Source organism: Stenotrophomonas sp. VV52, from assembly GCF_002893095.1.
In the GTDB taxonomy this organism is placed as follows: domain Bacteria; phylum Pseudomonadota; class Gammaproteobacteria; order Xanthomonadales; family Xanthomonadaceae; genus Stenotrophomonas; species Stenotrophomonas aracearum.
In genome coordinates this window covers 60,384-84,637 of sequence record NZ_PKQQ01000002.1, presented here as the reverse complement: position 1 = coordinate 84,637, position 24,254 = coordinate 60,384, and the positions used below count along the sequence as shown (strand labels likewise).

The following is a 24,254-nucleotide window of genomic DNA, read 5'->3' as shown; positions in this document are numbered from 1 at the left end:
AAACGGTCGCACCGTGCGCTTGGTCACTTGGCAACGCCTCGCCCAGCGGCTAGCGTCGCGGAACGATCTTTCACGCTGCATCGGGGACAACATGCGTACACGATTGACCGTCGGGCTGGGCCTGGCGTTGTTTGCACTGGCCGCGCCCTCGGCGCCGGCCGCATCGCGCTTCACCCAAGACCCCTACCCCAGCACCTACGCGCCGATTCCTTCGGCCCCGGTGCTGATCCGCAATGCCACCGTGCTCACCGGCACCGGGCAGCGCCTGGAACGCACCGACCTGCTGCTGCGCGACGGCCGCGTCGCCGCGCTGGGCACCGCGCTGGAAGCCCCGGCCGGCGCGGTGCAGGTGGACGCCAGCGGCAAGTGGGTCACCCCCGGCATCATCGACGTGCACTCGCACCTGGGCGTGTACCCCAGCCCCAGCGTGGGCGCGCATGCCGACGGCAATGAAATGACCGCACCGGTCACTGCCAACGTATGGGCCGAACATTCGGTGTGGCCGCAGGACCCCGGCTTTGCCGCGGCGCTGGCCGGCGGGGTGACCTCGCTGCAGATCCTGCCCGGCTCGGCCAACCTGGTCGGCGGGCGCGGGGTGACCTTGAAGAACGTGCCGGCCACCACCTACCAGGCAATGAAGTTCCCGGGCGCGCCGTGGGGCATGAAGATGGCCTGCGGCGAGAACCCCAAGCGCGTGTACGGCAGCGGCAAGGGCGTGGCGCCGCAGACCCGCATGGGCAGCGTGGCCGGGTACCGCGCGGCCTTCATCGACGCCAGCGAGTACCTTGCCAAGAACTCCCCGAAGACGGTCAAGAAGAAGCGCTGGTTCAGCGGCAGCGACAAGGGCGACAGCGCCGGCGACAGCGGCGGCAAGCGCGACCTCAAGCTGGACACGCTGGCCGGGGTGATCGACGGCGACATCCGCGTGCACATCCACTGCTACCGCGCCGATGAAATGGCCACCATGCTCGACCTGGCCAAGGAATTCGGCTTCAAGGTCGCCGCGTTCCACCACGCCACCGAGGCCTACAAGCTGTCCGACCGGCTGGCGGCCGAAGGCGTATGCGGTGCGCTGTGGGCCGACTGGTGGGGCTTCAAGATGGAAGCCTTCGACGGCATCCAGGACAACATCGCGCTGGTCGACCGCCCGGCCAACAGCTGCGCGATCGTGCACTCCGATTCGCCCGAGGGCATCCAGCGCCTCAACCAGGAAGCGGCCAAGGTGATCGCCAATGCGCGCCGTGCCGGCATGCCGATCACGCCCGAACACGCCATCGCCTGGCTGACCATGAACCCGGCAAAATCGATGGGCATCGAGCAACAGACCGGCAGCCTGGAGGTGGGCAAGATGGGCGACGTGGTGATCTGGAACGGCAGTCCCTTCAGTTCCTACGCACTGGCCGAGAAGGTCTATATCGACGGCCACCAGGTGTACGACCGCCAGGACGCACGCCGGCAGCCGCTGTCGGACTTCATGCTCGGCCAGGAGGCCCGCCCATGAGCGCGCGTTCGAAGGCTTCACTGCTGGCGCTGGCGCTGCTGGCGGCGGCACCGGCCAGCTGGGCGCAGGACCTGCTGGTGCGCAATGCCACGGTGCACACCGCCACGGCGCGCGGCAGCCTGGAGCACAGCGACGTGCTGGTCCAGGGCGGGGTGATCCGCGCGGTCGGCACCGGCCTGGCCGCGCCGGCCGGGGTGACCGTGGTGGAGGCCAACGGCCGCCCGCTGACCCCGGCGCTGTTCGGCGGCATCACCGACATCGGCATCGAAGAGGTGTCCGGCGAGTCGACCACGGTAGACAGCACGCTGAAGCTGGAAGACCAGCCGCTGCGTCCGGAATTCGATGTGACCCTGGCCTACAACCCGTCGTCGGTGCTGATTCCGGTCGCGCGGCTGGACGGCATCGGCTTTACCGCGCTGGGTGCGAACAGCGGCGGCGGCTTCGTCGCCGGCCAGGGCGGGGTGATGCGCCTGGACGGCAGCGCCGACCCGATCGGGCCGCTGGCGCTGTACCTGCGGCTGGGCTCTTCGGCCGCCGAACTCACCGGCAACTCGCGCGCCGCGCAGTGGATGCTGCTGGAGCAGATGGTGAGCGAAGCGCGCGGCCGGGTCCCGGTCGATTCGCCGCATGCCCTGCTCACGCCGGCCGGGCGCGCCACGCTGGCCCGCTACCTGGCCGGCCAGGGACGCCTGGTGGTCGAAGTGGACCGCGCCGCCGACATCCGCCAGCTGCTGCGCTGGGCCGCGCGCGAGAAGGTGAAGATCGCCATCGCCGGCGGCGCTGAAGCCTGGCGGGTGGCCCCGCAGTTGGCGCAGGCCGGGGTGCCGGTGTTCGTCGACGCGCTGGGCAACCTGCCGGCCAGCTTCGACCAGCTGGGCGCCACGCTGGAAAACGCCGCACGCCTGCGCGCCGCCGGCGTGCCGGTCAGCTTCACCCAGCGCGACGACCCCTCGCACAACGCGCGCAAGATGCGCCAGCTGGCCGGCAACGCGGTGGCCAACGGCCTGCCCTGGCAGGACGGCCTGGCCGGGCTGACCCGGGTGCCGGCACAGGCGCTGGGGGTGGGCGACAAGGTGGGCAGCATCGAGCCGGGCAAGCTGGCCGACCTGGTGCTGTGGGAAGGCGACCCGCTGGACGTGGGCCACTATGCCGAGCAGGTCTGGCTGGGTGGCCGGGCCATGCCGATGCGCTCGCGCCAGACCGAGCTGCGCGACCGCTACGCGGCGCCGGCCGGGAGCGAACCGCGGGCATACTCACGCTAAGGTGGGGTGGCGATGCCGGGCAGAATCCGGCATCGCCGAAGCTGACCCGCGCGGTCAGGTAAGCGGACGCGTTTTGAGATAGCTTTCACATTTTCGAACGGACACCCTGCCTGGAGGGGGCAAACAGGATGCGCATCGGAATCGTGGTCGACTCTGCCTGTGATCTACCGCAGGACTTCATCCAGCAACACAACATCGTGGTGCTGCGCATTACCGTCCGGATCGGCGAGGCCGTGCTGGCCGACCACCGCGACGAGCAGGCGACCTTGAGTTTCCTGCATGCCCACGTTGCCGAGAACGGCGCCGAGGCCGAAACCATTCCCTTCAGCGTCGCGCAGATCCGCGACCTGTTCCTGGGCAAGCTGGTGATCGATTACGACCATGTGTTCTGCATGACGATCACCAAGACCCGCAGCCCGATCTATGACAACGCGATGCAGGCCAGCTTCGCGATCCTCAACGACTACAAGCCGGTGCGCCAGGCGGCCGGTTACAACTCGCCGTTCGCGCTGCGCGTGCTGGACACCCAGAACCTGTTCGCCGCCCAGGGCATCACCGCGGTGGAAGCGGTGCGCCTGCGCGACAGCGGTGCCGGCGTGCAGCAGATCCGCGAGCGGCTGGAGCAGCTGTCGCAGAACGTGCACGGCTACATGGTCACCCGCGACCTGTACTACCTGCGCGCCCGCGCCCGCCACAAGGGCGACCGCAGCGTGGGCCTGATCAGCGCCGCACTGGGTAGCGCGCTGGACATCAAGCCGGTGCTGCACGGCTTCCGTGGCGAAACCGGGCCGGTGGCCAAGATCAAGGGCTTCGACAACGCGGTGCAGAAGCTGTTCGAGTTCGTCGGCCAGCGGGTCCGGGCCGGGCTGCTCTCGCCGACCGTCTGCGTCAGCTATGGCGGTGAACTGGCCGACCTGCAGACGCTGCCGGGCTACGCCGGCCTGCGCGAGACCTGCAAGGCGCACGGGGTGGAGCTGTACGAGACGGTGATGAGCCTGACCGGCATGGTCAACGTGGGCAAGGGCGCGGTGACGGTCGGGTTTGCCGACGAGCCGCATACGTTTACGGCTTGATCCGCCCTGCCCTGCACATCGATTCCACCTCGGTTCTGGCAGTCTTGCGCGACTCAAGGAGACCATCATGTCGTCAGTAGTGCAGTACAGCATCAGCCTGCCGGACCCCGCCAAGGCGCGCGGCAGCGACACCGACCTTTCGTTCCACTCCCAGGGCGCCGCCGGATTCGCCGAGGAGCTGCAGGAGGCCCTGCGCTCCACTGCGCTGTTCGAGCGCTGGCGTGCGAAGCAGCCCGACCCGGATGCGGTGGAGCTGCAGTGGGGCGCCACCGACCCCGATGCCACCGTCACCGGTGAGCAGAAGGACCTGCGCGTCAACCTGACCGTCAAGACGAAGATCGACAGCGACGTGTTCAAGCAGCGCCTGCGCCTGCTCGCCGGCCATCATTGGGAAATGCGCGACGTGCGTTGAGGCGTCACCGCCTGACGGTCAGCCGGCCGTCAGGCATTTCACGGATTCTGCGCAGCGCGCTCCGGCATGGTGAGGACGAACCCATTCCGGATGACCCGATGCTGCTGCGACTGCCTGCTTCCGTTTCCCTGCTTGCCCTGGCCCTCGCTGCCGCTTCGCCGGTGATGGCGCAGGCCCCTGCCGCGCTTCCTGCGCCCATTGCAGAGGAGGCCACGCTCGCTACCGGCCCACGTTCGGACCTGCACGCGCAGGTGCTGCTGGATCGCGCGCAGTTCTCGCCCGGGCAGATCGATGGCGTGCTGGGCTCGAACCAGAAGCGCGCGGTGGCGGGATTCCAGGCCGCGAAAGGGCTGAAGGTCAGCGGTGAGCTGGACGATGCCACCTGGCAGGCATTGCAGCCCGACGCTGCGGGGCCGCTCGCGACCTACACGCTGACTGCGGAAGACGTGGCCGGGCCGTTCCTGCCGGTGCCGAAGAAGCCTGCCGACCAGGCGAAGATGACAGCGCTGGGCTATGCCTCGGTCGCCGAGTCGCTGGGCGAGCGGTTCCATGCCGATCCCAAGCTGCTGCAGACCCTCAACCCGGGCGTGGACCTGGGCAAGGCCGGCAGCCAGATCCAGGTGCCGAACATTGCGCCGACGGCGTTGCCGAAGGCGGCCAAGCTGGTGATCGACAAGTCCGATTCGACGCTGCGCCTGTACGACGCGGCGGGCAAGGTGTACGCACAGGTGCCGGTGTCTTCGGGCAGCCAGCACGATCCGCTGCCGATCGGCGAGTGGAAGATCCTGGGCATCTCGCGCGATCCGCCGTTCCACTACAACCCGAAGCTGTTCTGGGATGCGAAGAAGGGCGATAAAAAGGCGACGATTCCGCCGGGTCCGAACAATCCCGTGGGTCCGGTGTGGATTGATATTTCCAAACCGCATTACGGCCTGCACGGTACGCCGGAGCCGGGCCACGTGGGCAAGACTGAATCGCACGGCTGCGTGCGCATGACCAACTGGGATGCCCTTCGGGTCGCCGACGCGGTGGACGCGTCGGTGCCCGTCATCATGCAGGAGTAAACGACAATGCTGACGCGACTGCTGGCGCTGGGCGTGGTGATCGGGGTGGCCGGGTGGTGGTTGCTGGCTTCGGACACCGGTACGCCGTCCGAGGTTGCAGGCGGCCGGGCAGAGCCCGGCGCTACCTCGGGGGTGCCCGTGGCGTCGGAACCCACCCCGCCGGTAGAGCCGGGCTCTGCCCGGCTGGCCGTAGCCCCGGACCCCCACCCGGTAGAGCCGGGCCCTGCCCGGCTGGCGGTGACCCCTGATGCGCCGAAAGGCAGCCAGGCAGGGCCTGGCTCTACCGGGGCCGGGACCACACCCGCGCCCGGGACCGCCGCTGTGGCCGCAGCCCCCGCCAACGCCGTAGCGCCGTCGGCGCTGCTGCTTCCCGTGCAGGGCATCACCGCCGCACAGCTGCAGGACACCTTCACCGACGCGCGCAGCGAGGGCCGGGTGCATGACGCCATCGATATCCTCGCTGCCGAGGGCACCCCGGTGCTGGCGGTGGCCGACGGCACGGTGGAAAAACTGTTCGACAGCGAGCGCGGCGGCCTGACCGTCTACCAGTTCGAGCCCAGCGGCAAGTACTGCTACTACTACGCCCATCTGCAGCGCTACGCCGACGGGTTGGCCGAGAAGAAAACGATCAAGCGCGGCGAGGTGATCGGCTACGTCGGCCACACCGGCAACGCCAGCCCCGACGCCCCGCACCTGCACTTCGAGATCCACCGCCTGGGTCCGGAAAAGCAGTGGTGGAAGGGCGAGTCGCTCAACCCCTACCCGGTCCTGCGCGGCACCCAGGCCCTGCCCTGAACCCGCGCCCATGGGCCCTGGCTGAACCGGCCGGGCCCCGGCGATTGGCCCGGCCGCCGCGAAGGTGCGAGAATCGCCGCCCCTTTCCTTGCTGGCCGGCGTCCTGGCGCCGCCCCCTGACCGAGACTACGTGAAGACCCCCGAAAGCCTGCAGGCGCTGATCGAAGACGGCGTCATCGACGAGGTGCTGCGGCCGCTGAAGAGCGGCAAGGAAGCAGCCGTGTACGTGGTGCGCAGCGGCGACGATGTGCGCTGCGCGAAGGTCTACAAGGACATGGCGCAGCGCAGCTTCCAGCAGCGCACGCAGTACCAGGAAGGCCGCAAGGTGCGCGGCAGCCGCGAGGCGCGCGCCGTGGGCAAGGCCAGCAAGTACGGCCGCAAGCAGCAGGAAACAGCGTGGAAGAACACCGAAGTGGACGCGCTGTACCAGCTGCGCGACGCCGGGGTGCGCGTGCCGGTGCCGTACGGCTATTTCCACGGCGTACTGGTGATGGAGCTGGTGACCGATGCCGAAGGGTTCTCCGCCGCGCGCTTGGGCGAAGTGGAGCTGGACCCGGACCAGGCCCGTGAGTTCCACCAGATCCTGGTGCGGCAGGTGGTGCTGATGCTGTGCTGCGGCCTGATCCACGGCGACCTGTCGCCGTACAACGTGCTGGTGGGCCCGGACGGCCCGGTGGTGATCGATTTCCCGCAGGTGGTCAGCGCCGGTGGCAACAACGCCGCGCGCAGCATGCTGCTGCGCGATGTGAACAACCTGACCGCCTATCTGGGCCGGTCGGCGCCGGAGCTGCTGGACACCTGGTATGGCGAGGAAATGTGGGCGCTGTTCGAGGCCGGCGACCTGCGGCCGGACAGCGAACTGACCGGCACCTTCGTGCATGACGAATCGACCATCGACCTGGACAGCGTGCGCCATGCGATCAATGACGCGCGCGAGGAAGCGTTGATCCGCCAGCAAGGTCGGGAAGCCGCGGAAGAAATGGACGATTGATTGTCCACCGGCGTCGGTTGGGCTGCGTGGGACACGCATGGCGTGTCGCTACGCGATGGGCGACGTAGTGACACGCCATGCGTGTCACGTACAGGCCGACAGAATCAACCGTGCAACGCCTTGGCGTGATACGCGATGTGTTCACCAATGAAGCTGCTGATGAAGTAATAACTGTGGTCATACCCAGGCTGCAGTCGCAGCTGCAGAGGATGCCCCACCGCCGTACACGCCGCCTGAAGCCACTGCGGCTGCAGCTGGCTGTCCAGGAACTCATCGCCGGCCCCCTGGTCGACCAGCAGCGGCAATTTCTCCGCCGCCTTGGCCACCAGCTCACTCGCATCCCACTGCGCCCAGCCGGCGCGATCTTCGCCCAGGTACGCCGAGAACGCCTTCTGCCCCCACGGCACCCGGGTCGGGGCCACGATCGGCGAGAACGCCGAGACGCTGCTGTAGCGCCCCGGGTTGCGCAGCGCGATCACCAGCGCGCCATGCCCGCCCATCGAGTGCCCGCTGATGCTGCGTGCATCGGTCGCCGGCAGGTGCGCTTCGATCAGCGCGGGCAGCTCCTCCACGATGTAGTCGTACATGCGGTAGTGCGCCGCCCACGGCTGCTCGGTGGCATTGAGGTAGAACCCCGCCCCCTTGCCCAGGTCGTAGCCTTCCGCGTCGGCCACATCGTCACCGCGCGGGCTGGTATCCGGCGCGACCAGGATCACCCCGTGCTCGGCGGCATAGCGCTGCGCACCGGCCTTGGTGATGAAGTTCTGCTCGGTGCAGGTCAGCCCGCTCAGCCAGTACAGCACCGGCAGTTTCTGCGTGGTGGCCTGCGGCGGCAGGTATACCGCCACCTTCATCTCGCAGCCCAGCACCGCCGAGCGGTGCTGGTACACGTCCTGCCAGCCGCCGAAGGCGGCGCGGTGTTCAATGCGTTCCATGGAAGGCTCCGCCGGGATCAGTAGTGGACGACCGAACGGATCGACTTGCCTTCATGCATCAGGTCGAAGGCGTCGTTGATCTGTTCCAGTTCCATGGTGTGGGTGACGAACGGTGCCAGCTCGATGTCGCCCTTCATCGCGTCTTCGACCATGCCCGGCAGCTGGCTGCGCCCCTTGACGCCACCGAACGCGGTGCCTTTCCACGACCGCCCGGTGACCAGCTGGAACGGCCGGGTGGAGATCTCCTGGCCCGAACCGGCCACGCCGATGATCACCGACTGGCCCCAGCCGCGGTGCGCGCATTCCAGCGCCGCACGCATCACGTTGACGTTGCCGATGCACTCGAAGGTGTGGTCCACGCCCCAGGTGGTCTGCTCGACGATGACCTGCTGGATCGGCTTGTCGAAGTCCTTCGGGTTGATGCAGTCGGTGGCGCCGAACTGTTTGGCCAGCTCGAACTTGGACGGGTTGGTGTCGATCGCGAAGATGCGGCCGGCCTTGGCCTGGCGCGCGCCCTGGATCACCGCCAGGCCGATGCCGCCGAGCCCGAACACGGCCACCGAATCGCCTTCCTGCACCTTGGCGGTGTTGTGCACCGCGCCGATGCCGGTGGTCACGCCGCAGCCCAGCAGGCACACGTGTTCCGGGTTGGCCTCCGGGTTGATCTTGGCCAGCGAGACTTCGGCGACCACGGTGTATTCGCTGAAGGTGGAGCAGCCCATGTAGTGGTAGATCGGCTGGCCGTTGTAGCTGAAGCGGGTGGTGCCATCGGGCATCACGCCCTTGCCCTGGGTGGCGCGCACCGCCACGCACAGGTTGGTCTTGCCCGAGGTACAGAACAGGCACTCGCCGCACTCGGCGGTGTACAGCGGAATCACGTGGTCGCCCGGCTTGACGCTGGTCACGCCCTCGCCCACTTCCACCACGATGCCGGCACCCTCATGGCCGAGCACGGCCGGGAACAGGCCTTCCGGATCGTCGCCGGACAGGGTGAAGGCGTCGGTATGGCAGACGCCGGTGTGGGTGATGCGCACCAGCACTTCGCCCTTCTGCGGCGGGGCAACGTCGATCTCGACGATCTTCAGCGGTTCGCCAGCGGCGAAGGCAACAGCGGCACGGGATTTCATCGGGAATACTCCAATACAGGGAACAGGATGCTTATTTCAGGTAGGAACGGATCAGCGCGCTCATGTCGCGCACGCGCTCGGCGCGCTGGTCGTCGGACTGGGCCGGCTGGCCGAATTCCTCGCGCAGGTGGGCTTCCATCACTTCGGACATCAGCCCGTTGACGGCCCCGCGGATCGCAGCGATCTGCTGCAGCACCGGGCCGCACGCGGCGCCGGCCTCCAGCGCGCGGTCGAGCGCGTCGCACTGGCCGCGGATGCGGCGCACGCGGGCCAGGACCTTCTTCTTTTCTTCCGGGGAATGCGGCACGGCAGCGCGACCAGAGAACTATACTGGGGGATAGTATACACATCCCACCCACCGGCGCTGCACGAGGCCGTCACGGCGGACCGTGGATGCTCGTTCCACCCCACCACCTCGCGGACCGACGATGCCCGACGCCCCTACCTTCGTTGTCCGCGCCTTCGAGGCGAACTACACCGCCGCCGGCGCCGTCGAACGCATCCTGGCCCTCACCGTGGGCTGCGGACAATGCGGCACCACCTCCTCCTGTGGCGGCAGCCAGCTGATCCACCTGCCCGGCGGAGCCCTGTTCCGCTGTGAGAGCTGCGGCTCGCACCAGGCGATCAGCCACGCGCGGCTGGACGCCAGTGCCCTGCCCGCTGCACCGCGCGCCGAGCTCGCCCGGATGCACAGTCGTACCCCGGTGGTAACGCTCCGCTCCTGAGTCACATGGCCAAGCCATCCGGTTCGCGCCTGGTTGTATACGCCGCCCTGGTCGGCAACCTGTGCATCGCCATCGCCAAGTTCACTGCGGCCGGCATCTCCGGCAGCTCGGCGATGCTCAGCGAAGGCGTCCATTCGCTGGTGGACACGCTCAATGAAGTGCTGCTCCTGTACGGGCTGCACCGGGCCGACAAGAAACCGGACACCGTGCACCCGTTTGGTTACGGGCGCGAACTGTATTTCTGGAGCTTCATCGTCGCGTTGCTGGTGTTCGCGGCCGGCGCTGGCGTATCTGCGTATGAGGGCGTGCTGCATATCCGCAACCCCGAGCCGGCCACCAACCACGCACTGAGCTACACGGTGCTGGGCATCGCCTTCGTGTTCGAGGGCGTTTCATGGTGGGTGGCATTGCGCGAATTCCGCGCCACCAAGGGCACCATGGGCTACTTCGAGGCGTTCCGGCGCAGCAAGGATCCCGCCACCTTCACCGTGTTGCTGGAAGACAGCGCCGCCCTGCTCGGCCTGGCCTTCGCCGCAGCCGGCCTGGCAGCGGCACAATGGTTCGACATGCCCGAGTTGGATGGCGTGGCCTCGCTGTGCATTGCCGGCGTGCTGGCGGTCACCGCGTTCCTGTTGGCGCGCGAGACCAAGGGGCTGCTGGTCGGCGAACCCGCCCACCCCAGTGTCGCCCGGCGCATCCTGGCGGTGGCCAATACGGACCCCGACCTGCGCAACGCCAACGGCGTGACCACCATGCAGATGGGACCGGAGCAGGTGGTGGCCATGCTCAGCGCGGAGTTCGAGGACGACCGCACCACCCCGCAGATCGAGGCCTGCATTACCCGGATCGAGCAGGCGGTGAAGGCGGAGTACCCGGAGCTGGTGGCGCTGTTCGTGAAGCCGCAGACACCCGAAGTGTTCCGTGCCCGGCGTGCAGCACTGGGCGATCCGGGATGAAGCATTCAGCTGCCTGGCCGCGTCCCGTCAAGGCGTGTTCATGGCCGTCAGGCACCTTCGGATAATCTAGCGGGTCCTGCCCGCCCTTCGCCCGCGAGACCGCCTTGAACCTGACGGACCCACCCGACAAGCACAGCCGGCGCGACACCGAGCGCGTGAAAATGGCGATGGCGGCAGGCGCCATCGTAGGCACCTGGTTCTGGGACGTGACCAACGACCAGGTCACGGTGGACGACGGTCTTGTGCAGGCCTTCGGCCTGGAAGCGGGCGCCACCCAGCACGAACTGCCGCTGCAGCAGATCCTGCGTTCGGTGCACCCGGAAGACCATGACGGGCTGGTGGAAGCGATCAACGACGCCATGGCACGCGGCGGGCGCTATTCGCACCAGTACCGCGCCCGCAATACCGAAGGTCAGTACCGCTGGCTGGAAGCGATCGGCCGCGTCGACCTGGCACCGGACGGGCGCCCACTGGGGTTCCAGGGCGTGTTGATCGACATCGACGAGCGTCGCCAGATCGAGACCGAACGCGACCAGGCCCAGACACTGCTGCGCTCATTCGTCGAAGCCGCACCGGGCGTGGTGTATGCCAAGGACCGCCAGGGCCGTCTCCTGATCGGCAACCACGGCACGACTGAACTGATCGGTGTGCCGCCGGAAAAATATGTCGGGCGCACCGACGCCGAACTGCTGAATGATCCGGCCCAGGCCGCTGCGGTGATGGCCGCCGACGAACGCATCATGTCCAGCGGCCGGTCCGAGCAGCTGGAGGAGACGGTGAGCTTCCCCGATGGCAGGCGAGCGCACTGGCTGTCAACCAAAGCCCCACTGCGCGATGCCGACGGGAACGTGGTGGGCCTGATCGGGACTTCGCTGGACATCACCGAACGCAAGGCCGCGGAAGCCCGCCATCACGAGATCGAGGAACGCTACCGATTGGCCGCGCGCGCCACCAACGATGCGATCTGGGACTGGCGCATGGCCGATGGCCAGGTGGTCTGGAACGAAGCGTTGGGGGCGCTGTTCGGCCACGTCCTGATGGAAACCGATGCGCAATGGTGGCTGGACCACATCCACCCGGATGACCGTGCCCGGATCGATGCCGATATCCATCAGGTGATCGACGGCGATGGCAGCGCCTGGTACGGGGAGTACCGTTTCCGCCGTGCCGACGGCAGCTACGCCTCCGTGCTGGACCGTGGCACGGTGCTGCGGGGCCCACGCGGCGAGCCGCTGCGCATGATCGGTGCGATGCTCGACCTGACCGCACGCAGGACCGCCGAGGCTGCACTGGCCGAAAGCGAAGAGCGCCTGCGCTTCGCCACCGATGCGGGCGACATGGGGTTCTGGGACGTGGACCTGGTACACAACGTGCTGATCTGGCCACCGCGCACCAAGGCCATGTTCGGTATCTCGGCTGGGGTCGAGGTTGCGATGGAAGATTTCTACAACGGGCTGCATCCACTGGACCGCGAGGCCACCAGCGCTGCGTTCGCTGCCGCCGCCGACCCTGCGCTGCGTGCGGTGTACGACGTCGAGTACCGCACCATCGGCAAGGAAGACGGCGTGGTGCGTTGGGTTGCAGCCACCGGGCGGGGCCATTTCGAAGATGACCGCTGCGTGCGCGTGGTCGGGGTCGCGATCGAGGTCACGGCCCGCAAGCAGGCTGAAGCCCGCCTGCAGGAATTGAACGAGCACCTGGAAAGCCGCGTAGCCGAAGAAGTGGCCGAACGCACCCGGGTGGAAGATGCACTGCGCCAGAGCCAGAAAATGGAAGCGGTGGGCCAGCTGACCGGCGGCATCGCGCACGACTTCAACAACATGCTGGCAGCCGTGATCGGCCCGCTCGACCTGCTCGCCATGCGCCTGGGCGAAAGCGATCCGCTGGTCACCCGCTACATCGACATGGCCATCGACGGCGCCAACCGTGCCGCCCAGCTGACCCAACGGCTGCTCGCGTTCTCCCGGCAGCAGCCGCTTCAGCCGGTGCCGGTGGATGCCAACGGGCTCGTCGCGGGCATGTCCGACCTGTTCGTGCATTCGCTTGGCAGCAACATCCGACTGGAAACCTCGCTGGCCTCCGACCTGTGGCTGACGTTCGCCGATGCCAACCAGCTGGAAAGCGTGATTCTCAACCTGGTGGTCAACGCCCGCGATGCGATGCCCTCCGGTGGCCATCTGGCAGTGCAGACGTCCAACTGCCCGGTTGACGTCGCCAGTACCGACCTCCACCCGGGCATCCCGCGCGGCGATTACATCCTCGTCACCGTGGCGGATGATGGCGTCGGCATGTCGCAGGACGTCATCGCCAAGGCGTTCGATCCCTTCTTCACCACCAAACAGGTCGGCCAGGGTACGGGGCTGGGACTGTCGCAGGTGTACGGCTTCGTAAAGCAGTCCGCTGGACACGTGAAGCTTTGCTCGGCCATTGGCGAAGGCACAACCGTAAAACTGTACCTGCCGCGCCTGGTTGCCGATGCGGCCGTGGTGGATGCCCCGGTGGCGGTCGAGTCGGCACTGCCCGATGAAGGGCGCGAGCTTGTGCTGGTGGTGGAGGACGAACCGGCCGTGCGCCAGTTCTCGGTGGATGCCCTCACCGCGTTGGGCTACGACGTGCTGTCGGCCGAAGGCGCGGCACCCGCCCTGGCGCTGCTGGACGGCCACCCCGACATCGCGCTGCTGTTCACCGACGTGGTGATGCCCGAGGTCAACGGCCGCGAGCTGGCCGATGAGGCGCTGCGTCGTCGACCCGATCTGAAAGTGCTGTTCACCACCGGCTACAGCCGCAATGCGCTGGAACGCGACGGGGTGATCGAACCGGGGGTGCAGGTGATCGGCAAGCCCTTCAGCGTGGAGACGCTGGCGACGCGGGTGCGGGCGGTGTTGGGGGTGGTGGAGGAACGGTGATGGGGGTGCGTGGTTGCCACGCAGGGCGTGGCACTACCGGGATAGGGCTGCGGCCAGTTCCACCGAGGGCAGGAGGCCGAAGGTGCGGTGGTACATGCCGGCGAATCGGCCTTGGTCCCAGACGCCGAACTGGCTGCAGATGCTGGTGACGGTGTCGCCGGGCCGGGCTTCGCGCAGCGCCTTGCGGATCACATGCAGGCGCTCGAGCATGTAGTACTGCTGTGGGCCCATGCCGAAGGCTTCGTCGAAGGCGCGGTTCAACGAACGCTGTGAGGTGCCGGCGCTGAGCACCAGGTCGCCGATCACCGCGTCCCCGCGGATGGCCTTGTGGATGTGGTCGAGGCTGCGCCGGATGATCTCGTTGCGCGGCACCGGCGGACGCCCGCGCGAACGCCGTACCGCCTCGGGATTGTCCAGCACCATGCAGCGCAGCAACGCGTGGATGACCTGTCCGCTGAAGGCCTTGCGCACGCTGGGCGCCTGGAACAGCGTTGGATCTTCCAGGTCGATCATCAGCGCACGCGTCACCAGCTTGACGATCTCGGCAACTTCCACGCGGCCGATGCTGACGACGTGCGTACGCGCGACATGCTCATCGAACAACCCGGCCACCTCGCGTGCGCGCTGCACCACGGCGGCTGCGTCCATGCTCAGCCCCATGAAGCGCGATATCTTCCGCGTGTGCCCGTGGATCTCGGCACGCGGCGGATACCAGACAAACATATCGTCGGAGGTGTCCTGGCCCTGCATGGCCGTATCGCTGCCGGGCAGCGCCATGTAGGCAAGGTAGCGGTCAGCATGATTGAGACCGTGGTACACGCCGGTCCCACCGTCGCGGCCCAGCGAGGCGGTGACCTCGCCCGCGTCCAGCATATGCAGGATCCACTCGCCCTGGTTGGGCGACAGCGCGCGCAGGATCCCGTCCACCCCGGCGAAGGCGTCCGAATAGGTCTCGAAATCCTTGAACCTCAGCAGCGGCATGGGCGTCGCCGTGATCGGGAGGAAGGTCCTGCACGCGCCGGTTGCCAGGCCGCGGCGATCCCCCCGAGAAGGACGCTGCCTGTTGGAGCGGGCAAGCCCCGGGGCCGACTGTGCCACAACCCGCCCCCGGGGGATATTGGCCCTGGGTCACATATCAGGGCATCGGATCGGCCGGAACGCCCTCATGGGTGATCCTGACCGGGAGGACATGTCCCTGCGCGTCGAAGGACATGCGCTCGATGGCGGTGACGCGATGGTCACGCGCCTTGTCGCCCAACGGACGGCGGTGATAGACGATGTACCAGTTGTCGCTGCCCGGGGCGTGGATCACCGAATGGTGGCCGGCGCTGGTGGCAATGGCCGGGTCCTGCTGCAGGATGCGTCCGATCCGCTTGAACGGCCCGGTCGGCGCGTCGGCGATGGCGTACGCGACCGAATAGTCCGGCCCGCCCCAGCCGCCCTCCGACCACATGAAATAATAGCGGCCGTCGCGCTTGAACATCAGCGAGCCTTCCACGTACTCCGGTGCGGGGGTGATTTCCTTGAACACGGTGCCGTCGGCGAACGGCAGCACGCCGGTGAAGTCATCTTTCAGCCGCACGATATTGGCGTGCTTCCAACCGCCATAGAGCATGTACCAGCTCCCATCGTCGTCCTTGAACACGAACTGGTCGATTGGCTGCGCGCCGTTGTGGAACGCGCCGACCAGCGGCTTGCCTAGCAGGTCTCTGTATGGGCCTTCGGGCTTGTCGGCCACGGCAACGCCGATGCCGCCGAGCTCCTGGTCGTTCTTGATGTCATTGGCGGAGAAGAAGAAGTAGTACTTGCCGTCCTTCTCGACCACCGAAGGCGCCCACATCGCCTCACGCACCCACGAGACCGCTTCCATCTTCAGCACGTCGGGGTGCTTTTTCCAGGTCACCAGGTCCGACGAGGAAAACGCGTCGAACGAGGTCTGGTCGGCGTACTCGCGCGAACTGGTGGGGAATATCCAGTACTGGTTGTTGAACACCGCCGCTTCCGGGTCGGCGTACCAGCCCGGCAGGATCGGATTGCCCGACATGGCCGGCGCGGCGGCCGGTACCGCGAGGGCCGCTGCGGCCCCGAATGAAACGGCTGCCACCACTGCCGCGGCGATCAGCGTGCTGCGAAACGTCATGCCCTGCCCTCCCGAACTGGTCGATGAGGGTTGAGTTTAGATCGATTTAACTTCCGGTGGGGCGAACCGGCCGATCAGAACCGATAGACGAAGCCCAGTCGCAACCCGGCGTCGGTGAAGTTCACGTTACCGGTGAAGCTGGTCTTGTCGGCGTCCGCTTCGATCCGGGTGTAGGTGTAGTCCAGGCTGAAGCCGGCGCGTTCCCACGGGAACCACTCCACGCCCGCACGCCCGAAGTAGATGTCGCCGTCGATATCGTCGACGCTGATGGTGAAGTAGCCGACATCGGCGGACAGGCGCCAGTCGTCCAGCGGGGTCCAGCGCCAGCCACCGCCGATCATCGGCGCAGGTACATCTGCCGACACTTTGCTCTTCGCGGAGGCACCGCCCTGGTTGCCGCCCACGTCCACGTCCAGGTCTATGCCCAGTTCCATGCGGTACCAGATCAGGCCGACACGCGGGCCCAGCGCCCAGCTGCTTTCGTTCGCCGCCCACCAGGTATACGAGGCCTCGTAAGCGTCGACGTCGACATCGGTACGGATGCGGCTGGATGCTTCGTACAGGGTGCCGTCGAACTCGATGTCGCGCTCGATGGTGCGCGTGGCGTCGGCGCTCTGGGTGTAATAGGACACGGCGAACTCGTGGTTCTCCCACGGGCGCCAGGTAAACCCGACGTTGGCGATCAGGTTGTCGTCGCCCAGGCCCAGGTCGCGATGCAGGTCGATCTCGGTGCCGCGTTTGCCTTCGCCATCGGCGCGGATCTCGGTATCGAACGAAGTGATGTACCCGCTGACATGCGCGCTGAAGGTGTCCAGCGGTTCCACCGCATGCGCCTGCGGGGCGAACGCGAGCACGCCGGTGACGGAGGCGCAGAGAGCGATGGCGGTTCTGCGGAACGGCAGGGAGAGCGACATGGTGGATCTCCGGGTAAGCCGGTCTCGGACCGCAACCTCGGGGTCCGCCCGGTGACGCCATGGTTACTCCGTTGTCGTCGATTTGAAAGATGAATTCGTGCGGAAGGCGGCAGTAAATCTACGTAGCCCCAAAGGGTGGGGTATCGTGCGCGCATGGACTTCCTGGTCAACATCGACGTCGACGATCTCGATGCCGCGCTGTCGTTCTACACGCGCGCCTTCGACCTGCGTCCCGGCCGACGCTTCGGCGCCGACGGCGTGGAACTGCTCGGCGGCCCTGCCCCGATCTACCTGCTGGTGAAGCCCGCCGGCAGCGCGGCCACGCCGCAGGTGCGCGACCGCCGCGATTACCGCCGGCACTGGACGCCGGTGCACCTGGACTGGGTGGTGCACGACCTGGATGCCGCGCTGGCGCGCGCGGTCGCCGTAGGTGCACGCGTGGAGAAGGCACCGGCCACGCACGCCTGGGGCCGCATCGCCCTGCTCGCCGATCCGTTCGGCCACGGCTTCTGCCTGCTGCAGTTCCTGGGTCGCGGCTACGACGAAATCTGCGACGCGTAGCCGTCGCGCAGCATGTCCACGAACGCGCGCAGCGCCGAGGACATCTGGCGCTGGCGCGGGTAGTACAGCACCCAGCCGGCGAACGGCTCGCTCCAGTCCTGCAGCACCGCCACCAGGCGACCGTCTTCCAGGCAGGGCCGCGCCGCATCCTCCAGCACGTACGCCAGGCCCAGTCCATCCAGCACCGCCTGCAGCACGGTGTGCTGGTCGCCGAGCGTCAGCCGCCCGGGAACGTCGATATCCAGCGCCTGCCCGTCGCGCTCGAACTGCCATTTGTACAGATGCCCGCTGGCGAAGCGGAAGCGCACGCATTCGTGGTCGACCAGCTCGCGCGGATGCTGCGGAACGCCGCGGTCGCGCAGGTACGCTGGCGAAGCCACGATCAGGCCGCGCAGCGGCGGCCCCAACGGCACCGCCACCATGTCTTCGGGCACGAACTCATGCAGGCGCACCCCGGCGTCATAGCCTTCGGCCACGATGTCCACCAGACCATCGTCCTGCGCCACTTCCAGCCGCACGTCCGGGTGCGCGCGCAGGAAACTGGCCAGGCGCGGGCCGAGCTGCGTGTGCACGGCGGCGCGGGTGGCATTGATGCGCAGCAGCCCGGCCGGCGCCGCGCGGAAGTGGTTCATCTCCTCCAGCGCGTCGTGCACCTGGCCCAGCGCCGGCTGCAGCCGGTCGAGCAGGCGCTGGCCGGCCTCGGTCAGGGCCACGCTGCGGGTGGTGCGGTGGAACAGCCCTACGCCGAGGCGCTCTTCCAGCGCGCGGATCGCATAGCTCACCGCCGAGGTGGAAAGCGCCAGCTCGGCGCCGGCGCGGCGGAAGCTGCGGTGCCGCGCCACGGCGGCAAAGGCAGCCAGGTGGGTGAGGTTGTCAGTGGCCACGATTGTGCAGTCTGCCTTGATGAATCATGCCGATATCCAGACTGTATACCTATCCGATCGGGGCGTATTGTAAAGCGCCTTTCCATAAATCCCAGGATACCCCCATGTCCCTTGCCCATGGCTATGCGGTGCACGACCAGACCGCGCCGCTGGTGCCGTTCTCCTTCGAACGCCGCCCGGTCGGTGCCGGCGATGTCCGCATCCAGATCCTCTACAGCGGCATCTGCCATTCCGACCTGCACCAGGCCCGCGACGACTGGGGCGGCTCCAAGTTCCCGATGGTGCCGGGCCATGAAATCATCGGCCGCGTCACCGAGGTCGGTGCCGGCGTGACCGGGCTGAAGGTCGGCGACTTCGCCGGTGTCGGCTGCATGGTCGACTCCTGCCGCCACTGCGAAGCCTGCGACCAGGACCTGGAGCAGTACTGCCACAACGGTGCCACGTTCACCTACAACAGTACCGAGCGCGACAGCGGCCAGCCGACCTTCGGCGGCTATTCGGACCACATCGTGGTCGAGCAGCGCTTCGTGGTGAAGGTCTCTGAAAAGCTGGACCTCAAGGCCGCCGCACCGCTGCTGTGCGCCGGCATCACCACCTATTCGCCGCTGCGCCACTGGAAGGTCGGCCCCGGCCAGAAGGTCGGCGTGATCGGCCTGGGTGGCCTCGGCCACATGGGCGTGAAGTTCGCCAAGGCGATGGGCGCCACCGTGGTGATGATCACCACCACCCCGGAAAAGGGTGCCGACGCCAAGCGCCTGGGCGCCGATGAAGTGCTGGTCTCGCGCGACCCGGCGCAGATGAAGGCCCACGCCGGCAGCTTCGACTTCCTGCTCAACACCATTCCGGTCAGCCACGACACCAACCCGTACATGTCGCTGCTCAAGCGTGACGCCACCATGTGCCTGGTGGGCGTGCTGACCGAACTGGATCCGCCGCTGATGGGCGCCAGCGTGATGTTCGGTCGCAAGCACATCACCGGCTCGGCGATCGGCGGCATGGCCGAAACCCAGGAAATGATGGACTTCTGCGCCGAGCACAACATCGTCAGCGACGTCGAAGTGATCGATATCAAGACCGTCAACGAAGCCTGGGAACGCATGGCCAAGAACGACGTGCGCTATCGCTTCGTGATCGACATGGCGACGCTGGCCGCGTAAGAAGCGAAATAGAAAAAACCCCGGCAATGCCGGGGTTTTTTTCAATACGCAAACTGCTTGAACACCGGGTCCACGCTCTGGCCCCACTCGCCGTGGTACAGCGCCAGCTTTCGCTCGGCCGGGGTCAGGCCCGAGTCCACGATCTCCTGCAGCACGTCCAGGAAGTGGCTTTCATCCTGGCCGTCGGCATTGCGCGCCGCACGGCGCTGCAGGCCGGCCACCGCGATCTTCAGCGCCTCGCGCGCCAGGTCGCGCACGGTGCCGTTGCGGAACGGCAGGTTCAATGCCTGCTTCGGCACGCCGTCACGCAGTGCGTGGCGTTCGACCAGGCTGAAGTCACGCACCAGGTCCCACGCCGCATCCAGCGCCGCGTCGTCATACAGCAGGCCCACCCAGAACGCCGGCAGCGCGCACAGGCGGCTCCACGGACCGGCGTCGGCGCCGCGCATTTCCAGGTATTTCTTCAGGCGTACTTCCGGGAACGCGGTGGTCATGTGGTCCGACCAGTCGCGCAGGGTCGGCAGCTGGCCCGGCAGCACCGGCAGCTTGCCCACCATGAAATCGCGGAAGCTCTGCCCGCTGGCGTCGTGGTAAACGCCGTCGCGGTAGGAGAAGTACATCGGCACGTCGAGCAGGTAATCCACGTAACGCTCATAGCCGAAGCCATCTTCGAACACGAAGTCGAGCATGCCGGTGCGGTCGGCGTCGGTGTCGGTCCAGATGTGCGAGCGATAGCTCAGGTAGCCGTTCGGCTTGCCTTCGGTGAACGGCGAGTCGGCAAACAGCGCGGTGGCGATCGGCTGCAGCGCCAGCGACACGCGGAACTTCTTCACCATGTCCGCTTCGGCGGCGTAGTCCAGGTTGACCTGCACCGTGCAGGTGCGGGTCATCATGTCCAGGCCCAGCGAACCGACCTTGGGCATGTACTCGCGCATGATCCGGTAGCGGCCCTTGGGCATCCACGGCATTTCATCGCGCGTCCACTTCGGCTGGAAGCCCATGCCGAAGAAGCCGAGCTGCAGCTCCGCAGCCACCTGCGCCACTTCATTGAGATGCGTGCCGGTTTCCACGCAGGTCTGGTGGATGCTCTCCAGCGCCGCGCCCGACAGCTCCAGCTGCCCGGCCGGTTCCAGGGTGACCGAGGCGTTGTCGCGCAGCAGCGCGATGGTGCGGCCGTTCTCCTGTACCGGCGCCCAGCCGAAGCGGGTCAGCCCGGTCAGCAGCGCTTCGATGCCGCGCTCGCCGTCGAAGGTGGGCGGGCGCAGGTCGTCCAGGCGGAAGCCGAACTTCTCGTGCTCGGTGCCGATGCGCCACTGCGCCTTGGGCTTTTCGCCGGAGGCCAACGTGGCGACCAGTTCGTTGCGGTCGGTGATCGGCGTCTCGGCGACGTGGCTGGGGCTCGACAAGGGGGGGCTCGCAGGGATTCTGGTCAGGACGGGGATGTGGGGCTCGGTACCCCGCATCGCAAGGCCGCACTATATCGTGGCCGTTCCAGCCGTCGCGTCGCCGTGACGGTTTTCTGCATCCTATCGGGAACCCCTTGACGCGCCTGGATCAGGCGACGGGCGCGTCCGGTGCTTCGGGTGCGGGCGTGTTGAGGCCGAGCCAGCCACCGATGATGGCGCGCGCTTCGTCCACGCCCTGGCGGGCCGGACCGGAGAAGGTCTGCACGCTCACCGTGTCGCCAAAGGCGGACTGCAGTTCCTTGCGTACCTTCTGCAGGGCGATGCCCTGCTGGCCCCGGCCGAGCTTGTCGGCCTTGGTCAGCAGCGCGTGCGCCGGCAGCCCGCGGCGGACCGCATAGGCCAGCATCTGGCGGTCGTAGTCCTTGAGCGGGTGGCGGATGTCCATCACCACCACCAGGCCACGCAGCGCCTCGCGGGTGCGGAAGTACTGGTCGATGAAGGCCTGCCAGTGCGCCTGCAGGTCCAGCGGCACCTTGGCGTAGCCGTACCCGGGCAGGTCGACCAGCTTGGCCTCCGGGGTGACCTCGAAGAACACCAGCTGCTGGGTGCGGCCGGGGGTCTTGGAGACCCGGGCCAGGCTGTTCTGGCGGGTCAGGGCGTTGAGGGCACTGGATTTGCCGGCGTTGGAGCGGCCGGCAAAGGCCACTTCGGCCCCCACGTCGTCCGGAAGTTGCCGGATATTGTGGGCCGAGAGCAGGTAATGGGCGCGTTCGAGGAGCAATGACATGCGCATAGGATCGCACGCCACCGGTTTTGCCGCACTGCCGCGTTGACCCTGGCGTGAAAGCGCATGGATAATCGGGCGATCCCCGCGTGTGCATCCTGCACATGCCAGGCCGGTCCACACGGAGCTTCCGCATGCGCCATGCTCGCGTTCTTGCCGTTTCCGCTGTTGCTGTATCGCTGTTGGCCGCTGTTGCGGTCGCCCAGACCGCCGTGACCCCGCTGCCGGACAATGCACCGGTGCGCACGGCGTCGCTCGAAGTCGATTTCAGCAAGACCACCTGGGGCGACCCCAAGGCGGGCCAGGCCAAGGCTGCGGCCTGTGCGGCCTGCCACTCGGCCGATGGCAACGCCACCGTGGAGATGTACCCCAGCATCGCCGGGCAGAGCGAACGCTACGTGGCCCAGCAGATCGCGCTGATCGCCAACGGGCAGCGCACCTCCGGGGCCTCGGCGGCGATGGTGCCGTTCGTGCAGGACCTCACCCCGCAGGACATGCGCGACATCGGTGCGTATTTCGCAACGCAGAAGGCCAGCGCCGGGCTTGCCGACGACAGCGCGGTCGGCGATGGTCCCTACAAGGGCATGAAGTTCTTCGAGATCGGGCAGCAGCTCTATCGCGGCGGCGATGCCCAGCGCGGCATTCCGGCGTGCATGGCCTGCCATGGACCGACCGGTGCGGGTAATCCGGGCCCGGCCTACCCGCACATCGGCGGCCAACATGCGTCGTACGTGGCGCGGCGGCTGCAGGAGTACCAGGCCGGGGTGACCCAGGAAACCGACAAGGCGCACTTCCAGATCATGGCCAGCATTGCCAAGTCGCTGACCGAACAGGAAATCCAGGCGCTGGGCAGCTACCTGCAGGGCCTGCACAACCGCGCCGACGACGTCGCTGCGGCCGCCCCGCGGGCTGGCGCGACGCAGTAAGCCTGGACCTGCACCGGGACCGATGACAGATGCACCCCGCCCCGGTGGCGGGTTATGTTCACCACCACGCCGGCACTGGGCCGGCGTTGTTTTTTCCGATGAAGAGGGATGTAGATGTCGCTGATGCCCCGTTTGATGCTGTTGCTGCTGGCCCTGAGCCCCCTGTCGGCGCTGGCCGCGCCCGCCCCCGCCACGCTGGTGGAAGGCAAGGACTACGACGTCATCGAGCAGCCGGGCCCGTTCGCGCCGCTGGCCGGCAAGATCGAAGTGGTGGAGATGTTCGGCTACACCTGCCCGCACTGCGCGCACTTCGAGCCGCAGCTGGAAGCCTGGGCGAAGAAGCTGCCCAAGGACGTGCGCTTCACCCCGGTGCCGGCCGCCTTCGGCGGTGTCTGGGACTCGTTCGCCCGCGCCTACTACGCCGCCGACCAGCTGGGCGTGGCCAAGCGCAGTCATGCGGCCATGTTCACGGCCCTGCATGAAGCAGGCTCGCTGCCGATGCAGAACGTGTCGCCGGACGAACTGGCGGGCTTCTACGCCGCCTACGGGGTCAAGGCCGATGCCTATACCGCTGCGCTGAAGAGCGACGCGGTGGAGCAGAAGATCAAGTACGCCCGCGCCTTCGCCCAGCGCACCAAGGTGCCGGGCACCCCGGCACTGCTGGTCAACGGCAAGTACATGGTCAAGGGCAACTCGTTCGAGGAGCTGCTGCGCAACACCGACGCCCTGATCGCCCGCGAACGGGCCGCCAAGGCTCGCTGAACCGTCACACCCCCTGCACGCGGCGCCCCGGCGACCGCGTGGCATCATGCCCCCCTGGCTGGCGCCCGCTGCGCCGGCCCCACCATGCCCCTGCTGGAGACGCTTCGATGAAGACCCGTTTCGCCCTCATGCTGATGGCCCTGCTGCCGATCCTTGCCGCCTGCAAGGCCCAGGACGGCACCGCCAACACCGCCGCCCCGACCGAACCGGCCACCCCGGCCACCGCCCCGGCCGCCGAAACCGCGCCGGGCCAGACCGAAGCGACCCCGACCGAGGCAGCCCCGGCTGCCAGCGGCGAAACCGCCGCCGCCGAGACCGCCGCCGCCGAAGCCACCACCCCGGCCCCGGCCCCCGCCTCGTCGCAGCCGGTGGGTCCGGCCCCGGTCGAAGGCACCGACTACGTGGTGATCGCCAACGGCAAGCCGTTCGAGCCGGCCACCGGCAAGATCGAAGTGGCTGAAGTGTTCGGCTTCGTCTGCCCGGCCTGCGCCGCGTTCCAGCCGCTGATCGGACCGTGGAAGGCCGGCCTGCCGAGCGATGTGAACTTCGTCTACGTGCCGGCCATGTTCGGCGGTACCTGGGACAACTACGCCAAGGCGTTCTACGCCGCGCAGGCGCTGGGCCTGGAAGACAAGACCCATGAAGCGCTGTACAAGGCGATCCACGTCGACCAGAGCCTGAAGGGCGAGCGCGGCCGCGATACCCCGGAAGAGATCGCGGCGTTCTACGCCAAGCACGGCGCCGACCCGAAGCAGTTCCTGGCCGAAATGTCCGGCTTCAACGTGACCAACAAGACCAACAAGGCCAAGAAGTTCGCCCAGGACAGCCAGATCTCCGGCACCCCGTCGGTGATCGTCAACGGCAAGTACCTGGTCAAGGGCAAGAGCTTCCCCGACATGCTGCGCATCGCCGATCACCTGATCGCCCGCGAACGCGCCGCCAAGGGCAACTGAGTTTCCAGGAACCTGCAACC

Annotated in this window: 24 protein-coding genes; 15 read left to right on the top strand and 9 right to left on the bottom strand. The window is 67.5% G+C overall.

The window, feature by feature from the left end:
• Positions 1 to 91: 91 nt before the first annotated feature.
• The 7 genes from C2U58_RS06425 (at position 92) to C2U58_RS06395 (ending at position 7,098) form a co-directional block, all read left to right on the top strand.
• Positions 92 to 1,501, top strand: coding sequence for an amidohydrolase (locus tag C2U58_RS06425; RefSeq protein WP_102945088.1), 1,410 nt, complete (start codon positions 92 to 94; stop codon positions 1,499 to 1,501).
• On the top strand, positions 1,498 to 2,763 hold the full coding sequence (locus C2U58_RS06420) for an amidohydrolase family protein (protein ID WP_102945087.1): 1,266 nt from the start codon (positions 1,498 to 1,500) through the stop codon (positions 2,761 to 2,763). Before C2U58_RS06425 ends, C2U58_RS06420 begins: the two co-directional genes overlap by 4 nt.
• A gap of 128 nt (positions 2,764 to 2,891) precedes the next feature.
• Complete coding sequence (locus C2U58_RS06415) at positions 2,892 to 3,836, top strand: DegV family protein (protein WP_102945086.1); 945 nt, start codon at positions 2,892 to 2,894, stop codon at positions 3,834 to 3,836.
• Positions 3,837 to 3,903: 67 nt separating this feature from the next.
• Complete coding sequence (locus C2U58_RS06410; protein WP_102945085.1) at positions 3,904 to 4,248, top strand: hypothetical protein; 345 nt, start codon at positions 3,904 to 3,906, stop codon at positions 4,246 to 4,248.
• A 98-nt stretch (positions 4,249 to 4,346) separates the two neighbouring features.
• Entirely contained in the window at positions 4,347 to 5,312 is a 966-nt protein-coding gene (locus C2U58_RS06405; protein ID WP_102945084.1) for a L,D-transpeptidase family protein, read from the top strand.
• Between the two features lie 6 nt (positions 5,313 to 5,318).
• Entirely contained in the window at positions 5,319 to 6,107 is a 789-nt protein-coding gene (locus C2U58_RS06400; protein ID WP_102945083.1) for a M23 family metallopeptidase, read from the top strand.
• Positions 6,108 to 6,237: 130 nt separating this feature from the next.
• Entirely contained in the window at positions 6,238 to 7,098 is an 861-nt protein-coding gene (locus tag C2U58_RS06395) for a PA4780 family RIO1-like protein kinase (RefSeq protein ID WP_102945438.1), read from the top strand.
• Between the two features lie 104 nt (positions 7,099 to 7,202).
• Here C2U58_RS06395 and fghA read toward each other — a convergent pair whose 3' ends face one another.
• Genes fghA through C2U58_RS06380 form a run of 3 tightly spaced genes read right to left on the bottom strand, consistent with a single transcriptional unit; the run spans position 7,203 to position 9,467 of the window.
• Positions 7,203 to 8,033 carry an S-formylglutathione hydrolase gene (fghA, locus tag C2U58_RS06390; protein WP_102945082.1) on the bottom strand — a complete coding sequence of 277 codons (831 nt, stop codon included), beginning with the start codon at positions 8,031 to 8,033 and terminating at the stop codon, positions 7,203 to 7,205.
• A 17-nt stretch (positions 8,034 to 8,050) separates the two neighbouring features.
• Positions 8,051 to 9,160, bottom strand: coding sequence for an S-(hydroxymethyl)glutathione dehydrogenase/class III alcohol dehydrogenase (locus C2U58_RS06385; protein ID WP_102945081.1), 1,110 nt, complete (start codon positions 9,158 to 9,160; stop codon positions 8,051 to 8,053).
• Positions 9,161 to 9,191: 31 nt separating this feature from the next.
• Positions 9,192 to 9,467: a metal/formaldehyde-sensitive transcriptional repressor gene (locus C2U58_RS06380; protein WP_102945080.1), complete on the bottom strand. Its 276-nt coding sequence runs from the start codon at positions 9,465 to 9,467 to the stop codon at positions 9,192 to 9,194.
• 121 nt (positions 9,468 to 9,588) lie between these two features.
• On the opposite strand from C2U58_RS06380, the gene C2U58_RS06375 reads away from it, so the two are divergent.
• The 3 genes from C2U58_RS06375 to C2U58_RS06365 all read left to right on the top strand — a co-directional run bounded on the left by C2U58_RS06375 (position 9,589) and on the right by C2U58_RS06365 (position 13,747).
• Complete coding sequence (locus C2U58_RS06375; RefSeq protein ID WP_253256678.1) at positions 9,589 to 9,885, top strand: hypothetical protein; 297 nt, start codon at positions 9,589 to 9,591, stop codon at positions 9,883 to 9,885.
• A 5-nt stretch (positions 9,886 to 9,890) separates the two neighbouring features.
• Positions 9,891 to 10,841 carry a cation diffusion facilitator family transporter gene (locus C2U58_RS06370; protein ID WP_102945079.1) on the top strand — a complete coding sequence of 317 codons (951 nt, stop codon included), beginning with the start codon at positions 9,891 to 9,893 and terminating at the stop codon, positions 10,839 to 10,841.
• A gap of 104 nt (positions 10,842 to 10,945) precedes the next feature.
• On the top strand, positions 10,946 to 13,747 hold the full coding sequence (locus tag C2U58_RS06365; protein ID WP_253256677.1) for a PAS domain-containing protein: 2,802 nt from the start codon (positions 10,946 to 10,948) through the stop codon (positions 13,745 to 13,747).
• 33 nt (positions 13,748 to 13,780) lie between these two features.
• Here C2U58_RS06365 and C2U58_RS06360 read toward each other — a convergent pair whose 3' ends face one another.
• The 3 genes from C2U58_RS06360 to C2U58_RS06350 all read right to left on the bottom strand — a co-directional run bounded on the left by C2U58_RS06360 (position 13,781) and on the right by C2U58_RS06350 (position 16,801).
• Positions 13,781 to 14,728, bottom strand: coding sequence for an AraC family transcriptional regulator (locus C2U58_RS06360; RefSeq protein WP_102945078.1), 948 nt, complete (start codon positions 14,726 to 14,728; stop codon positions 13,781 to 13,783).
• A gap of 154 nt (positions 14,729 to 14,882) precedes the next feature.
• A complete protein-coding gene (locus tag C2U58_RS06355) occupies positions 14,883 to 15,887 on the bottom strand; it encodes a glycoside hydrolase family 43 protein (protein WP_102945077.1) in 1,005 nt (334 codons plus the stop codon).
• 74 nt (positions 15,888 to 15,961) lie between these two features.
• Entirely contained in the window at positions 15,962 to 16,801 is an 840-nt protein-coding gene (locus tag C2U58_RS06350) for a hypothetical protein (RefSeq protein ID WP_102945076.1), read from the bottom strand.
• Between the two features lie 153 nt (positions 16,802 to 16,954).
• Here C2U58_RS06350 and C2U58_RS06345 point away from each other — a divergent pair, with 153 nt between their 5' ends.
• Complete coding sequence (locus C2U58_RS06345) at positions 16,955 to 17,362, top strand: VOC family protein (protein WP_102945075.1); 408 nt, start codon at positions 16,955 to 16,957, stop codon at positions 17,360 to 17,362.
• Here the strand turns inward: C2U58_RS06345 and C2U58_RS06340 are convergent.
• On the bottom strand, positions 17,338 to 18,246 hold the full coding sequence (locus C2U58_RS06340) for a LysR family transcriptional regulator (protein WP_102945074.1): 909 nt from the start codon (positions 18,244 to 18,246) through the stop codon (positions 17,338 to 17,340). The two genes, C2U58_RS06345 and C2U58_RS06340, sit on opposite strands and share 25 nt — an antisense overlap.
• Positions 18,247 to 18,350: 104 nt before the next feature.
• Here C2U58_RS06340 and C2U58_RS06335 point away from each other — a divergent pair, with 104 nt between their 5' ends.
• Complete coding sequence (locus C2U58_RS06335) at positions 18,351 to 19,403, top strand: NAD(P)-dependent alcohol dehydrogenase (RefSeq protein WP_102945073.1); 1,053 nt, start codon at positions 18,351 to 18,353, stop codon at positions 19,401 to 19,403.
• A gap of 41 nt (positions 19,404 to 19,444) precedes the next feature.
• On the opposite strand, the gene C2U58_RS06330 is transcribed toward C2U58_RS06335, so the two are convergent.
• Both C2U58_RS06330 and yihA read right to left on the bottom strand, forming a co-directional pair.
• Complete coding sequence (locus C2U58_RS06330; protein WP_102945072.1) at positions 19,445 to 20,809, bottom strand: glutamate--cysteine ligase; 1,365 nt, start codon at positions 20,807 to 20,809, stop codon at positions 19,445 to 19,447.
• 148 nt (positions 20,810 to 20,957) lie between these two features.
• Positions 20,958 to 21,596: a ribosome biogenesis GTP-binding protein YihA/YsxC gene (gene yihA, locus C2U58_RS06325; RefSeq protein WP_102945436.1), complete on the bottom strand. Its 639-nt coding sequence runs from the start codon at positions 21,594 to 21,596 to the stop codon at positions 20,958 to 20,960.
• Positions 21,597 to 21,727: 131 nt separating this feature from the next.
• Here yihA and C2U58_RS06320 point away from each other — a divergent pair, with 131 nt between their 5' ends.
• The 3 genes from C2U58_RS06320 (at position 21,728) to C2U58_RS06310 (ending at position 24,234) form a co-directional block, all read left to right on the top strand.
• Positions 21,728 to 22,519 carry a c-type cytochrome gene (locus C2U58_RS06320; protein WP_102945071.1) on the top strand — a complete coding sequence of 264 codons (792 nt, stop codon included), beginning with the start codon at positions 21,728 to 21,730 and terminating at the stop codon, positions 22,517 to 22,519.
• Between the two features lie 114 nt (positions 22,520 to 22,633).
• Positions 22,634 to 23,281 (top strand): thiol:disulfide interchange protein DsbA/DsbL, encoded by a 648-nt coding sequence (locus tag C2U58_RS06315; protein WP_102945070.1) that lies wholly within the window; start codon positions 22,634 to 22,636, stop codon positions 23,279 to 23,281.
• A gap of 107 nt (positions 23,282 to 23,388) precedes the next feature.
• Positions 23,389 to 24,234, top strand: a complete 846-nt coding sequence (locus tag C2U58_RS06310) for a thiol:disulfide interchange protein DsbA/DsbL (protein ID WP_102945069.1) — start codon at positions 23,389 to 23,391, stop codon at positions 24,232 to 24,234.
• Positions 24,235 to 24,254 lie beyond the last annotated feature (20 nt).

What these genes read in the sequence shown, in the direction of transcription:
- C2U58_RS06425 (WP_102945088.1), top strand. Translation starts at nt 92, where the DNA reads ATGCGTACACGATTGACCGTCGGGCTGGGCCTGGCGTTGTTTGCACTG.
- C2U58_RS06420 (WP_102945087.1), top strand. Translation starts at nt 1,498, where the DNA reads ATGAGCGCGCGTTCGAAGGCTTCACTGCTGGCGCTGGCGCTGCTGGCG.
- C2U58_RS06415 (WP_102945086.1), top strand. Translation starts at nt 2,892, where the DNA reads ATGCGCATCGGAATCGTGGTCGACTCTGCCTGTGATCTACCGCAGGAC.
- C2U58_RS06410 (WP_102945085.1), top strand. Translation starts at nt 3,904, where the DNA reads ATGTCGTCAGTAGTGCAGTACAGCATCAGCCTGCCGGACCCCGCCAAG.
- C2U58_RS06405 (WP_102945084.1), top strand. Translation starts at nt 4,347, where the DNA reads ATGCTGCTGCGACTGCCTGCTTCCGTTTCCCTGCTTGCCCTGGCCCTC.
- C2U58_RS06400 (WP_102945083.1), top strand. Translation starts at nt 5,319, where the DNA reads ATGCTGACGCGACTGCTGGCGCTGGGCGTGGTGATCGGGGTGGCCGGG.
- fghA (WP_102945082.1), bottom strand. Translation starts at nt 8,033, where the DNA reads ATGGAACGCATTGAACACCGCGCCGCCTTCGGCGGCTGGCAGGACGTG.
- C2U58_RS06385 (WP_102945081.1), bottom strand. Translation starts at nt 9,160, where the DNA reads ATGAAATCCCGTGCCGCTGTTGCCTTCGCCGCTGGCGAACCGCTGAAG.
- C2U58_RS06375 (WP_253256678.1), top strand. Translation starts at nt 9,589, where the DNA reads ATGCCCGACGCCCCTACCTTCGTTGTCCGCGCCTTCGAGGCGAACTAC.
- C2U58_RS06370 (WP_102945079.1), top strand. Translation starts at nt 9,891, where the DNA reads ATGGCCAAGCCATCCGGTTCGCGCCTGGTTGTATACGCCGCCCTGGTC.
- C2U58_RS06360 (WP_102945078.1), bottom strand. Translation starts at nt 14,728, where the DNA reads ATGCCGCTGCTGAGGTTCAAGGATTTCGAGACCTATTCGGACGCCTTC.
- C2U58_RS06355 (WP_102945077.1), bottom strand. Translation starts at nt 15,887, where the DNA reads ATGACGTTTCGCAGCACGCTGATCGCCGCGGCAGTGGTGGCAGCCGTT.
- C2U58_RS06350 (WP_102945076.1), bottom strand. Translation starts at nt 16,801, where the DNA reads ATGTCGCTCTCCCTGCCGTTCCGCAGAACCGCCATCGCTCTCTGCGCC.
- C2U58_RS06345 (WP_102945075.1), top strand. Translation starts at nt 16,955, where the DNA reads ATGGACTTCCTGGTCAACATCGACGTCGACGATCTCGATGCCGCGCTG.
- C2U58_RS06335 (WP_102945073.1), top strand. Translation starts at nt 18,351, where the DNA reads ATGTCCCTTGCCCATGGCTATGCGGTGCACGACCAGACCGCGCCGCTG.
- yihA (WP_102945436.1), bottom strand. Translation starts at nt 21,596, where the DNA reads ATGTCATTGCTCCTCGAACGCGCCCATTACCTGCTCTCGGCCCACAAT.
- C2U58_RS06320 (WP_102945071.1), top strand. Translation starts at nt 21,728, where the DNA reads ATGCGCCATGCTCGCGTTCTTGCCGTTTCCGCTGTTGCTGTATCGCTG.
- C2U58_RS06315 (WP_102945070.1), top strand. Translation starts at nt 22,634, where the DNA reads ATGTCGCTGATGCCCCGTTTGATGCTGTTGCTGCTGGCCCTGAGCCCC.
- C2U58_RS06310 (WP_102945069.1), top strand. Translation starts at nt 23,389, where the DNA reads ATGAAGACCCGTTTCGCCCTCATGCTGATGGCCCTGCTGCCGATCCTT.